Raw genomic sequence first — 14,180 nt, forward strand, 5'->3', positions numbered from 1 at the left:
GTTTATTAAATAGTCTTATATTTATAAGCCTTGTCTTATGACAAGGCTTATATTCGTTATATTATTCTTCTAATTCTTTGAGAGTGATTTGGACGATCAACGGAAAACTCCTCAATACCTAGCTCAGTAATCCAGTTAAATAAATTACTTAAAAAAACCTTTACATCTTCCCTTAGCGGTCTTGGATCATCAAGCAGAGCACCATGTAACATAGAACTTAATTGCCCAAAATATGCTTCATTTTCAATACTATCAGTTAACCATCTATACGGTTTTGATTTAATGAACTGTTTTTTTATTAATACTATATTACTACTATTATGGTCATTAATATTTAATGTTTGGGAATCTAATAAATTTAAATTAAATGGTGATTTACTAACTAACATATCAGATACCCATAATACTTTAATTGGAGGCAAAATTGTGTTAAAAATAATTGAATTCCATTCATTTTCTGTATTGTGCTTTTTCTCATTTAATGAAATCTGTAAAAGCATTTCTTCAAATAGTTTGTCTGTAACCTCAAAAGATTGGTTAAATAGTTCTTTTATTTTTTCTTCTTCTAAAGGAGTAATTTCTAATAAAACAGCAGTTTCAATATTATGATTAGGATTTAATCCAATTCCAGATGGTGTTAAATTTGCACTACCCAGAATTACTCTCCTTTTATCAAAGAGGTATATTTTCGAATGAAGGTCCAGGTTAATAAAAAGTCTCCAGTTATTTGTTTTACAGTAATCATAGATTTCAATATCAGTAGCTCCTGAAAGAATATCATCTAATCGAAATCTTACTAATAGTTTTTTCTCTCTTACGGTAGAATTTAAGTTTGTATCAATATATTTTAAGCCTTGGAGTTTAGTAAATGCTGATATTATAAGCATTTCATTTTCAGTATTTTTTAATTGTTCTTGTATATTTAGTAATATATCAGAGTTATGAAAAATTCTATCCATAAGTTTTATTTCCTTTTTTAGTAGATTGATTACTAGTATTTTCTAAGGAAGCTTTTTGCCACCCGACCCCAATCGTTTCTCGCATTTTGAGCATTATCCTTCATAAGCCCATCAGGAAGTTCATCTTCATATCTTGCCCAAGCCATTAATAATAACCTTAGCCCTTCTGAAGCTTTGTGTAATCTTTCACCTAATTCTTTTTCAGGTATATTATCTGTATCTTCCTCTAGTACCTCAACAAGATGTTCGTAGCCTGGATGTCTTGTGTTTAAAATAATATTGATTGCCCCGCCTCTTGGTCTAACTGTAAATAGAGCGTCCGATTCTAATGCACTTGGTGCAAACAGATATTTTAAATTGTTAGAAACGGTAGTTGCTGCTAACTGTTTAGCTGTTTCCTCATCAACGCCTGATTCTACTAACTCTTCTTCTATTTCAGTTTGTTTTTGTTCAATAGGGTGTTCCTCATCTTTATCACTTGATCCAACATGTCCTAACTCTTTTCTTTGAACAGTTAAATCAGTTGCAGTTTTCTCTGCATTAGTATCCTTAGTTTTATGTCTTTCATTATTTTTCATTCCACTTGTCTGTTGTTTTAAAAGATCCCTAATTACTGACAATTGGTTCTTAATATATATTGCAATTTCAAGCAGTGGTGCTCGTGGATCTCCTTCTTCTTCAAGCTCTGCTTTGACCTGATCATAAGATTTTCCGGATTTCAATAGACTCTCTAAGTCTTTGTCTTTGTCTACCATATTCAAGATATCTGCAAAGTTTCTAGCAGATTGCTTATTATTAGTCACGCCCATTAATTCATCTAAGGAAGGTGGGAACTCAACTTCCACACCCCACCATCTTTCAGTCGGATTATATTGTAAAACTAGACTTTGGTCTATCTCTAGTTCTCTACCAGCTCTAACAACAGATATTCCTACATTCTTAGCAGCATGTTTTCCAAATGGGGATGCCCCTGCATTGGTTTTTAATCTAGCTTCTTCCTTAGCATATGATAATCTTACAGCTACATCATGCAATTCATCATCAAACGAAATTGTAAATGTTCTTTCATCAAATGGGTTAAACATTGCCTCATTATTGTAAGGCTCTGGACAACTTGTTTTATCCATTAGATAAATGGGATCATTAGGTAGAGCGTATTTATCTAGTGTATATTCCTCAATATTTGATATATCAAAAGAAGACATACGAATTTTAGCAGTATTTTCATTAATAAATTTTCTATACATTCTACCAATTAAAGCTTCTGAATTGTCAATTAAAGTTACAGCCTTACTCCACATCATTCTATCTAGATTTGACCAGACTACTAATGTACCTGATTTACCAAATTCCTCACCAGCTTTCAACCATAGTGAAGGTATGGTCTCTTTTATAGGCTCCGGCATAATACTTCTTTCACCTTTTTTGACCTCTTCAATATCTAAATAAATATGATAAGCATTTTCAATACCATTTTGCCAACTCCACACATCAACTCGTCTACATTGAGAAATTGAGGATGCAGGAAGACCCATTCCAAAACGGCCAATACCCGATCTATTTGTTTTTCCTAGACGCGTACCATTTCCAAATTGTAACGCCATCCTTAAGACTTCAGGGCTCATCCCAGATCCATTATCCAAAATAGCAATCTTATCTATTCTTTTAGTTCTTCTAGTTGCAAGCTCTTCTTCTCTTTCACCACAAATTAACTGAACAAGGTTAGCGTTTGCTTGAATACTGTTATCTATAAGCTCTGCAACAGCATAGGCAGTATTTTTATAACCATTATCCCTCATAGCTTCTATTGCTAGGTGTGCTGGTACATAAGATTGATCGCTACTAATTACCGTCATTCCAAACATCCTCCCAATTATTAAATGATTCTGCTACTGAACCAAATCCAGGCAGTTCCTTATCAACAATAGTTACTATTTCCGCTTCCTTGTTTCCACCTGCTTTTAGTCCTCTTATTGCTCGTCCTACCATTTGGCTATATAACACTAGCGAAAATGTTGGCCTAGCAATAATTGCTGCACTAGTTTGTGGTGCATCAAAACCTGTTGTTAAAACACCATAGTTACACAATATTTTTGTTTGTTCTTCATTATCTTTATAATTGTTGATAAGCATTCGTCTTTGTGTTGGTTGAGTTTCTCCTGTGATTGAAAAAGCATTATGTCCCCTAGCCTTTAGGACGCTAGCTAATAAATTCGAACTAGAAACACTAGGAGCAAATAATATTATTCGCTTATGCCTTTTTATCATTTTCTCTACTTCGTAAATTATTTTAAGATTTCTTTTTTCGTCATCACCAAGTTGTTTTAATATCTGTAATGGAATTTCTAAAGCTTTGGTAAGACTTTCTATATCTATTGCAGAGATTTTCCCACCCTCATAAAATAAATTATTATACTGTACCTTTGCAAGGTAATTCTCTTCAATTAAATAGTCTACTGGATTGTCAAAACCTTCAATTTCAAGTTTAACTTTTCTTTTTGAAAAGAACTCAGAAAGTTCCCTATCAGCATCTACGTTATTCCAAGTTCTTCCTGGTGTGGCAGAAAGACCTAATAACTTATTTTCGCTACCTACATAGAATAAAGTATTTAGTATTATTTTATAAGTAGGAGCAATCGCTTGATGGGCCTCATCCATTATTACTAAGGAGATTTTATTTCCAAGGTTCCTTATAAAATCAATTCCACCGATATTATTTACAGATCTGACCAACTTTGATAGACCAGCTACAATAAAGCCATCGTTAATATCATTTATAGGAAGTTCATGAGCTCCCCAAAATCGATATACATTAAGGCCTCTATTCCCTAAAAAACTCCATGATTTATTAAATTCCTCTACTGCTTGTTCACATAATTCCTCACTAGTTGCTAGCCAAATAACAACAGTTGGCTCATTTTCTCTTAAGTGTTCAGAAATAATATTCATTGCGGTACGTGTTTTTCCAGAGCCCGTTGGCATATGGAGTAAAACTCTATATGGTGGATTAGTTAGTTGGTTTTTCACATCTCTTGCTGCTTTTCTTTGATGAGGGAAAAGAGAGTAATTACTATTAACACTACCAAAGTCAGGCTTTATAATCTTTTCTTCTTCTATCGGTTCTGGTAAATTAAAAAATTGAAATAATCTTTTCTCATCATCCGATCCTCGTTTAATAGATCTTATTTTTAATTTTTTATAAAGATCAGCCTTTGTGTTTGAATACTTAACGCCAATAAGGTTAGCTAAAATTTCAGCTTCCTTTTGCCTTAATAGATCAAAAAGGTATGAACGAAAATTTTTATTTAAGAGAAGTCCTTCTGCACCGTATAAATCTAGAATCAGTTTTCTTAAATATTTATTATATGAACGTGTGTCATCAAGGTTTGAAAGTATTCTTATTGTCTGCGTTCCTAATATGTCCTGCAGAGTTTCTTCATCTGCTCTTGAAAATAGATCTCTGAAATCCAAGAAAACACCTCATGTCTCTTCTTTACTTATTGTAATATAATTTAGGGCCAAATTACTATTGGAAATTATTCCTCCCATAAAGTTGGAAATAGTAGTAACGTTTACCATTATATCAAACTTACTAAACTTTTAAATAATATTCAAACAAAAAAAAATAAAGACTCCGTTACGGAGTCTTTATACGGTACATACACATGGAATAGTATCGTCTTCATTTTTAAGGAAATTTTCTATTCCCTCTCTGTCCATCAGTTCTCTATATTCCTTTAATGTGTAAGGACCTCCATCTTTTTTAAGTATTGAAACATTTTTTTCGAAATGTAGTCTAAAATTTTCTTCCATTTGCTCCTGCTCAAGGTATCTTTCTGGCCATACTTTATAAAGTTGTGCATAATGTTGAAATCCACCTCTAACACATCTCCCCCCACAATTTGCATGAGAGAAACCCATTTCATACATACGAGGTAATTTAATGCCCCATTCATTCTGAATAATTTCTTTAATGTTGATGTCCTCACTAAAAGTATCAATCATTGGAAATCTTGTTTCAATTGGTTCAATAGGACGATGTTTATAAAATTCTGTTAAATTTACAGCACGATGTTGTTCATGTGGACCAATACCGAAATATAAGATAGGTTCTAAATTTTGGTCGTCCCTGAGCTCTTCTAAAAAAGTAATAGTTTGAAATACTTTTAGTTCCTCGGAACACTTTGCCAATCTTGAATTTCCTAAAAATCTATAATCATAAAAAACCTCTTCAGGTGTTCTACCATCGACTCTTTCTGTTATTTCAAGGCCAATATAATCAGAAACTTCTTCCATAAATCTATAATTATCTTCATCTTCCCACAACGTATTAGTGAAAAATAAAATACTATTTTCTATCCCGTATTTTTGTACCATTTGATAAGCAACATATGCACTAGATGCACCACCACTATACATTGCGACATGTACTGGCTTTCGACTCAAATAAATCACCTCTTATTAATAATGTGTTCCTCAACCAACATTAAAATTAAATATTCAATTTCTTCCTTTGTTATATTGCGTCCACCATTACTAATTATCCTTGATACATTACTATATACTGTATTTGCTTTAGTAGATAGTTCTACTCTTTCAATTGCTCTGTTTGTATCACCAACAGTTAGTATTTTATATTCTTTATCACTTTCAAAGTCCTCGGTTAATCTATTATATTCACTAGATATTTGGTGATCAAACATTTCTCTAGTTGTATCAGTCCAGTTCTGAATTTCTATTCCAATAAAATTAATGATTAGATCTTCAATCCAATTTCGTTCGTTTTGTATAGTTAAAATTGAAGAAATTAATTTATTTTCTTTTTGGACTGGAATTGTTTTTTCAGAAGCCCATTCTTTTAATTGTTGATAATTGTCACAACCAACAAGCATTAATAAATTTCTTTCGAGGTTTTTTTTCTCTATACTAATAAAAGAATTTAATTCTTGTACACAAATGTCTACTAGGTCGATACTATCATTAAACTCATTATAAATCATCTCAAATGCTTTAGTTGGATCCACTTCTCCATGCTTTATACACATTTTAAAAGATAATAGTCTTTCATTTAACTTATTTGTAGTCTGTGTATACCTTGGTAGTGTTCTTAACCACTTTAACATAGCCTCGTTGGCTGCTAATATCTTATGTGTATTGTTAAGATCATTATAGAATTCTTTAAAAATTGTAGTAATGTTCTCTATTAATTTATTGTATCTATTGTCCAATTGAAAATATATAAATTGATAGTTACTAGAATCCTCAACCATACTAAATAATATTTCGCCATTAACATTATCAATGAACATTCCATTTCGATAGAACAAAAGTTCGTCCCATTTATCTCTTAAGAGTGCTATAAGGAGAATTGGAATTAAGGGCTTTCTAATGCCGAAAGGTTTTTCAAACAAAACGTCTGTAAGCAATGATAATTTACCATTTGGATTCTCATTAATTATAGAAAGAAGTCTATTTCTTATCTTATTAAAACTAGAGTTTTCAATTTTATTTAAATCCTTAAAGTTGAATTTATTATTTTTAAATGTTGTAGCAAATATTAAGTAATCTGGTCCGTTACCATCAATATTAATGTTATATTCACTGAAATTATTGATAATATTATCTACAACCTTATACCCTGCTTTTTGTTGAACATTGTTTATTTTTCTCCTGTTATAGGAATCGTTTCTTATTTCAGGTGTATCAGGATAAAGCTCAAACATTAACTCCGATAATCTAATTCCTAATACTATTTCGTTATTAATATGAGCTCTATCATTCTTTAGGATCCAGAACAAATTACTATCAAATTTTTGATAAACACTCATGAAATCATTAATTACAAAGAGTAAATCCTCTTTTCTTAGTAGAAGTTCAGATTTTAAATCTTTATCTTTTTTTAAAAGTTCTTCATCATCAAGTAATTTTTCAACTAGATAATAATCAATTACCTGTTTTTCTATAAAATCGAAAGTATAAGTAGAAATACAAAATATTGAGTGTTCATCTCGATATAATTGTAAGGCCTTAACTACACGTTCATAGTCATTTGAAGATTCTAGGATTACGTAATTAATAATAGCATCAGCTTCTTTTTTCCTTCTATCTTCTGCACTATCAAAAACATTATTCAGTATATCTGAGCTATAAACTAAATTAACTGAAGCAAAACGCGTAATACTTTTTTTGTCATTATAGTCATTAGATAAATAAAATTTTCTAGTTAAACTGTCCTCTAAAATAGATAGCTTTCTCTTTCTTGAGATATTAGTAGAATCTAACTGTTCAATTATTAATTCATCTATATTAAAAGAACTTCCCTCAAATACTTCCCAATATCCTAAAACTCTATTGTATCGTATAGCTTTATAGCTTTCTAAACTACTTAGGATTTGTTTGATTACTAATTCTTTTTTTTCCATAGCAAAACTTAGAAATTCACTCGTCGTTTTAAATTTAGACTGTAATCCTGTTATATTCCAAAGTGTTATGAATTTTAGTATATTTAACTCATCAAGTTTTTCTATGTTATTAATTTCAGGAATTTTATTTGTTATTTTCTTGTATAGGACCATAGAAGGGCTATCTTGTTCAATATCTTCTATATCTAAACTAGGAAAGAAGTAATCAAATAATTGATGAGGCAAATAGTAATCATTTGAGTTATTAATATGTTTCAATAACCCTCCTTTATCATAACTTTCCAAAAAAGTAAAAAGGGTTCTCTCATTTTGTCCGTGCAGACTAGATAAGAAAGGTAATAGATAAAGAGTAACTGGATGTATAGGTTGTACTCCTTTAATAACTATATTCTCTATTTCTACTTGATTTAATTCCGGAAATAATGGGTATTTTCTTAAAAAATTTTTAACTTCGATATCTGTTTTGTTCTGTTTTATATTTAAATTATTCAGTGTCGACGCGGTTAATCTTATAAATGTTGCTTTGTCACTTTCAATGTGATAAAGCTTGAATCTTTTTTCTATTCTTTGGAATTCATTTTTATATTCATCATTAAACTTAAGAAAATATTGTCTCAGATTCTTATGAGTTATTATTAAAAGGTGCATATCATCTGAATAGTGATCAGATAACTCAGCTAAATCCTGTAAATCCTGCATAGTTTCATGAATTTCATGTACCTCGAGGTTCTGTAGAAATCTACCAAACTCATCATAAACAATGAAAAGGCCTATACCTTCTTTTGATAATTCATCTAAGACATACTTTATTTGCCCCATAAAATCTTCATGAAAATCAACTAAAAATTGTGCTCCTGATGTTAGTGTTGGAAAAACATCAGAAAACCACTGAATTTCTTTTTTTTCTTGTGTTAAAACTTCCATTCTCCATGAAGTAATGTCATAATTCCTTTCGGAAAGTAATACTTTAAATTGTTTGAATGTTTTAGGATATTCTTTTTTCCATATATCTAAAGTTTCTATTATTTTAGTTACAACTCCTGGAATAGTTATATCTATACCACTGTTGTTAATAACAGTCATAATTGATGAAATTATGGCTTGTCTGAATTTCCCCTCATAACCATTTAAGATAACTGGAAGATATCTTTTGTTTGAATTTCTTACTATTCCAAGTTCCTTATATATATCATCATCAACATTATTAAACTTTTCAAGTAATAAATTAAATGTATTTTTATTAACATTTTTTGAAACTATTCCACTTAAGATTGTTCCTAGAAGAGACTTACCAGTACCGTATGGACCTATAATAATATGAGAGTGGTTTTCTTCAGTATGATTGAACCCTTTAAGAATTCCTAATAATGAATCTGCATGGGATGGTGTAGGTAGGTATCTTTTAAAATACTCTTCTTTATTAATATCAAATTTAATATTTACACTCGATTTAAAATTAATATTTTTAGTTTTCATAATTTCTCAACTTTCTTATTTAATTCATATTTTAAATAATCATAAGCTGTCACATTAGGTAATTTTATAGTGTCAAGATTATTTGTTCTTGAGAAAGTTATTGGGAACTTTGGGTGCTTTGTTAATAAATTAAGTGCATTTATAGTATTAGTTCTATTCATGTTGAAAATTTTCCCCCATAGTCCTGCTTTGTAAGAAATTTCTTCTACAGATATCGTATCAACTTCTTCTGTAGATTTATAATCCAATAATACATACATTAATGCTATTGTACCAATTGATTCAATATCGCCTGATAACTTATAAACATTTCCTTTTTTTTCATTTAATAATTTTACTTTATTTATAGGACTCTGAATAACTTCTTCAGGATCATCAGTACTTTGTCCAGCTGTATATAATTTAATTAAGCAATCGACATCTCTTTTTAATGATTTTTCTGACACACTCTTAACTTCGTTTGCTCTAACCCAAATAATAAATTGTTCCAATAATTCCTCTTTTGTTATTATGGTTTCATTAAGTATATTAAAAAACCAATACCAGACAGTACTAGGTTCCTTTTCTTTAGACAGATGATAGTGAATTATTGATGCTGAGTCATTAAATTGTATATATCTGTCATATTGGTAGAGTATCTTTCCGAATTCAGTAGTATGGTGGATTTTTTTTCTCTCTTGATTAAAATCCTCATCTACTACTTTTGTAGCGACTGTCCAAAATCTTAAGGACTGAACCATGTTTTTCCCTAAACCAATTTTTTCGAATGCTTCGTTGTCATAAAAGAAACGACTATCTTCATTTAAATGTTTTATAGCTTTATTTAACCATCTATCACGCAAATAAAAACTTTGATGTTGTCCGTAACCCATATTATCAACTTCCTTTTATATTTATTCACATCACTTCTGGAGGAATTGTTCCAGTAGTTCATTTAGTTCAAAGAAAGACATCTAGAAAGCTAGATGTAAATGTTTAATAGAATTAAATTAACATAAGTAGTTATAGAACCAAAAATACAAACGTACGTTTCTATAAAGAGAATTATAGCATTATTTTATATCTCATTACAAATTATTTAAACTATATTAACTCTCATATTTTATTATATCAATTTCTTTTAAGAATATCATTACTAGTTTGTACTTTCCTTTATTTTATATATCATTCGGAAATGACATTTAGGAATATTAAATAAACTAAGTATTTATTCATAAAATCAGATAATTCATAATAATACTACAAACTCTAAATCTCTCATGTTTCTTTATTAATTTCTTAACCAATTATATCTATTGTATCTTATAACAAATCATAGGTTATGATAATAGAAAAAAACATTAAATTACTCTTGTTCATGGTTTAAATTCATTAAACTGAATATAATATATATAAAATAAAGTAATATTAAGAGGTGTTTTATATTTCTCGACTAACATGTGTTAACTGCAAAATTATATTATTTCCGAAGAAGTAATCAAAACTGCAAAACTGATGAACTTCAAAAGTATGGATCAGAAGTAAAAATTACTGTCCTGAATGTTTTTTAGAAAAGGTAAAGTATGGTTTTGGTAATTATGAGATAGGAAACTGTGAGGTATGTAATAGTTCAATGGTACTACAATTTGATGACCAAGAAACTATTTCGCTTGTGCGTGAAGATTTTTCAGTACATTTTATATGCGAGAAAGTAAAAAAAGCAATTGAAAGAGATGTTCAGGGCGAAATTGAGGTCTTAGATGAAGAAAATCATGAATGGCTAATTTTGTACACTATTCAACCAGATCCTGATGAAGCTGACTTTGGTTAAGTTAAATAATCTAATTGCAACAGTATTTGACAGAGTAGAATGAAACCCTATTCTGTCTCTACTTTTAATTCGTAACTAACTCAATTTTCCAGTTATATATTATATTTTTACAGTTTAGTTAATCATACTAAAGAATATAACAATTAACTATTGAATGTTTTAATTATACTTAATTAATTTTCTAACACCCCAGACACCTTTTCCTTTCCCATTCTTAGCATAAAAAATATCCGATTCATCACCAGCATTCCCTTTGAAAATTTTGCAATCGCTTGAATGTAAGTAAATATGTTTTCTTATTTGAGACTTCCAATCAATGTATAATTCTAGATTTATTTTATTTCTTTTTTGGACCTTTATATATATATCGTTTAGAGAGGCTACCCCTCCAAGTTCCTGTAATGAACTTAATATTTCTTCAAGCCAAATACTCTGCTGTGCCACTATTTGCTCACCTCAACAATTTTTGAATGGTAGTACTCCTTTAGTAAAGCTAAATAACTTAAGCGTTATTATTGGTTTCTTTATTTTACCCTGAAATTCACTATAAAATTTATATCAAATAAACTGATCCGAAACTATACATATCATACCTACGCATTTCTTCAATTCTAGTTTTCTTGCTTACATTTACCTAGGGTTTAACTGGTATATTTACCCTCTGTTTTATTTTTATTCTATTTTGTGTTCTTTTGAACGTTTAATTTCTGCTTGGATCTTATTTTCTACGTTTTTCATATTTTGTTAGTATTTTATTTTTAAAGTAATTTGGTGGATCCTCTTGAGAATATTTAAGTATCCTTAGAATATGTTTAGAAGAATTAAATTTGTTGCAGATAAAGTTCTATTTGGAAATATATCTTTGTCCTTCTTTTAATAGGAACCTCAACAAATCAAGGTTGTAGTTTCTTAGGATCATCAAAATTTATATTTTTTATTTTATCAATATGTAAGTAAATTGCATTTCCAATTTTTTGGCCCTCCCCACCAGGGTATTTCCTTTCTCAATCTCCAAACAAAGCTCATTGGCTTATTTCCTTCATGTTTTTATAATCGTAAGCGTCAAATACAGCCCACATTCTATTAATAGTGAGTCCATGAGATAATCTCCCTAGAAATCATATTGGGAGGTTTTTCTATGACCCTTAAGGAAAAAAGAATAGAATGGAAAGCACGATACGAAGAATGGAAACAGAGTGGAGAGAGTGTAGTGGATTGGTGCCAACATCAAGAAATTAAAGTCCACCAAATGTATTACTGGATACGGCAATTTGAAAGTAACAGCGGTTCCAAACAGACACCCGTTGCGGCACAATGGTTCACTGTTCAGGTTGATGAAGAAGCACCCCCTTCGGGGCAGGGTTCTGTTCTGCTTCATTTTGGTACGATCACAGTTGAGGTACCAACTGGAGCCAACATGGATCTATTATCAGATGTTGTCCATGTGCTTAAAAACCAATGTTAACCAATACCCAATTTCAAAGGGTTTATCTAGCGCGGGGTAGTACAGATCTTCGCAAATCGATTGATGGGCTAGCTGTCATCGTGAAGGAATGTTTTGAACTTGATCCCTTTTCGCCCAGTCTATTCGTTTTCTGTAATCGGAAGCGAGACAAGTTAAAAATCCTTCATTGGGAAAATAATGGGTTTTGGCTTTATTATCGCCGGCTGGAAAAAGGTACCTTCCATTGGCCATCGGAAAATGATAAGACCCCCAAGAACATCAGCCCTCGCCAATTTCGTTGGTTGCTAGATGGACTATCCATCGAACAAAAGCAAGCCCATCAGGAAGTAAAAGCACGTATTATTCTATAAAACTAGTTAAATACAAAATAGGGGGAATTCGGCTGGTCAAACCGGATTCTTTTCCGTATACTAGGTGTATGGAAAAGACAGCGCAAACTTCAAAAGATACAATTGAATATTACAAAGCGCTCAACGAGAAACTCGAAATGGAAAAGGAAGAGTTGGAAGCTAAACTAAAATGGTACGAGGAACAATTCCGTCTGAGCCAACAGCGCAGATTCGGGGCTTCTAGCGAGAAGACCGACCTGGATCAACTTTCCCTTTTTAATGAAGCCGAAGCTACATTCGACCCGAAGGTTGAAGAACCAACCGTTGAGACGGTTACATATAAGCGTAAGAAACAGCGTGGAGAACGTGAACGCAAATTCGAAAACCTGCCTACAGAGACGATTCACTATCGTTTGTCTGATGAGGAACAGGTTTGTTCGTGCTGCAGTGGTACAATGCATGAAATGAGTACAGAAGTACGCAAGGAATTAAAGGTTATCCCACCACAGGTCAAAGTGGTTGAACATGTTCGCCATGTATATAGTTGCCGCCACTGCGAGCGTAATGAATTAGAAACACCTATTGTGACGGCGGAAATGCCGAAGTCAGTTTTCCCTGGTAGTTTAGCATCCCCTTCGGCGATGGCATTTACCATGACCCAAAAATATGTTGAAGGCATGCCCCTGTACCGCCAAGAAAAGCACTTGGAGCGATTTGGTGTGTCTATTTCTCGTCAAACGCTAGCCAACTGGACCATCTATGGGGCAGAAACATGGCTTAGTCCGATTTATGAGGAGATGCATGCGAACCTCCTGCAGATGGAATGGCTACACGCCGATGAAACAACCCTGCAGGTCTTATCTGAGCCAGATCGTCCACAGGCGTCGACATCCTATATCTGGCTGTATCGCTCAGGTCATGGGAATACGCCTATAGTCCTGTATGATTACCAGCAAACACGGGCTAGCAAGCATCCTCAGCGGTTTTTGGACGGCTTCCAGGGATATCTGCATGTGGATGGGTATGCTGGTTACAATAATATACCGGATGTTAGGTTGGTCGGGTGCTGGGCGCATTCCCGCCGAAAATTCACCGAGGCCCTTCGAGCGCTTCCTGAGACCGCAAGCACATCTACCGTCAAGGCAAAGGAAGGTTTGGCTTATTGTAACCAATTATTTGAAATCGAGCGCAAACTAAAGGGCGTAAGTCCGGAGGAGCGCTTCGACGCACGACAGGAACTCAGCAAACCAGTGCTAGAGGCTTTTTCGGCATGGTTAAAAGAACTAACACCCCGTGTATTGCCAAAAAGTGCACTTGGTCAAGCTATCAAATATTGCCGTAATCAATGGGATAGATTAGTAGCATTTTTAGAGGACGGACATTTGGAGATTGATAACAACCTAGCCGAAAGATCTATTAAACCTTTTGTAATCGGCCGCAAAAATTGGTTGTTTAGTAATACCGCAAGGGGAGCAAAGTCTAGTGCGATCATCTATAGTGTTGTAGAGACAGCAAAGGAAAATGGATTGAACCCATTCTATTATCTTAGCTATCTATTTCAGGAGCTTCCCAATATTGATACGACAGACAAAACAAAATTGGCCGAATTCCTGCCATGGTCACCGACACTTCCCGAGAATTGCCGGGTTCTTGTTAAATCTAAATAAAGCATAAATCAAATCCCCATCTGAAAACAGGTGGGGATTATTTGACGCTTAC

11 protein-coding genes are annotated in these 14,180 nt (G+C 32.4%); 4 read left to right on the forward strand and 7 right to left on the reverse strand.

Translation table 11 applies throughout. The features are described 5' to 3' along the window. Positions 1–56 precede the first annotated feature (56 nt). The 6 genes from PY093_RS17480 to PY093_RS17505 form a co-directional block, all read right to left on the reverse strand. Positions 57–959, reverse strand: coding sequence for a phospholipase D-like domain-containing protein (locus PY093_RS17480; protein ID WP_275647098.1), 903 nt, complete (start codon positions 957–959; stop codon positions 57–59). A 32-nt stretch (positions 960–991) separates the two neighbouring features. Further along, positions 992–2,815 (reverse strand): ATP-binding protein, encoded by a 1,824-nt coding sequence (locus PY093_RS17485; protein ID WP_275647099.1) that lies wholly within the window; start codon positions 2,813–2,815, stop codon positions 992–994. Beyond that, positions 2,802–4,430 carry a DEAD/DEAH box helicase gene (locus tag PY093_RS17490; RefSeq protein WP_275647100.1) on the reverse strand — a complete coding sequence of 543 codons (1,629 nt, stop codon included), beginning with the start codon at positions 4,428–4,430 and terminating at the stop codon, positions 2,802–2,804. Before PY093_RS17490 ends, PY093_RS17485 begins: the two co-directional genes overlap by 14 nt. 177 nt (positions 4,431–4,607) lie before the next feature. After that, complete coding sequence (locus PY093_RS17495) at positions 4,608–5,414, reverse strand: hypothetical protein (protein ID WP_481769317.1); 807 nt, start codon at positions 5,412–5,414, stop codon at positions 4,608–4,610. After that, complete coding sequence (locus PY093_RS17500) at positions 5,411–8,857, reverse strand: hypothetical protein (protein ID WP_275647102.1); 3,447 nt, start codon at positions 8,855–8,857, stop codon at positions 5,411–5,413. The genes PY093_RS17495 and PY093_RS17500 overlap by 4 nt, the downstream gene beginning before the upstream one ends. Then, the gene (locus PY093_RS17505; protein WP_275647103.1) at positions 8,854–9,729 is read right to left on the reverse strand and encodes a DUF4007 family protein; all 876 of its coding nucleotides are present in this window, start codon (positions 9,727–9,729) and stop codon (positions 8,854–8,856) included. Before PY093_RS17505 ends, PY093_RS17500 begins: the two co-directional genes overlap by 4 nt. 740 nt (positions 9,730–10,469) lie before the next feature. Here PY093_RS17505 and PY093_RS17510 point away from each other — a divergent pair. Beyond that, on the forward strand, positions 10,470–10,667 hold the full coding sequence (locus PY093_RS17510; RefSeq protein WP_275647104.1) for a hypothetical protein: 198 nt from the start codon (positions 10,470–10,472) through the stop codon (positions 10,665–10,667). Between the two features lie 159 nt (positions 10,668–10,826). Here PY093_RS17510 and PY093_RS17515 read toward each other — a convergent pair whose 3' ends face one another. After that, positions 10,827–11,111, reverse strand: coding sequence for a hypothetical protein (locus PY093_RS17515; protein WP_275647105.1), 285 nt, complete (start codon positions 11,109–11,111; stop codon positions 10,827–10,829). A gap of 694 nt (positions 11,112–11,805) precedes the next feature. Here PY093_RS17515 and tnpA point away from each other — a divergent pair. From tnpA to tnpC, 3 genes are all read left to right on the forward strand, one after another. Continuing rightward, positions 11,806–12,132 carry an IS66 family insertion sequence element accessory protein TnpA gene (gene tnpA, locus PY093_RS17520; RefSeq protein WP_275645859.1) on the forward strand — a complete coding sequence of 109 codons (327 nt, stop codon included), beginning with the start codon at positions 11,806–11,808 and terminating at the stop codon, positions 12,130–12,132. Further along, positions 12,126–12,482, forward strand: coding sequence for an IS66 family insertion sequence element accessory protein TnpB (gene tnpB / locus PY093_RS17525; protein ID WP_275645858.1), 357 nt, complete (start codon positions 12,126–12,128; stop codon positions 12,480–12,482). The genes tnpA and tnpB overlap by 7 nt, the downstream gene beginning before the upstream one ends. A 68-nt stretch (positions 12,483–12,550) precedes the next feature. Next, positions 12,551–14,128: an IS66 family transposase gene (gene tnpC / locus PY093_RS17530; protein WP_481769292.1), complete on the forward strand. Its 1,578-nt coding sequence runs from the start codon at positions 12,551–12,553 to the stop codon at positions 14,126–14,128. Positions 14,129–14,180: the final 52 nt, after the last annotated feature.

Origin of the sequence: Cytobacillus sp. S13-E01 (genome assembly GCF_029193815.1) — a bacterium.
Lineage (GTDB): Bacteria > Bacillota > Bacilli > Bacillales > Bacillaceae_L > Bacillus_BV.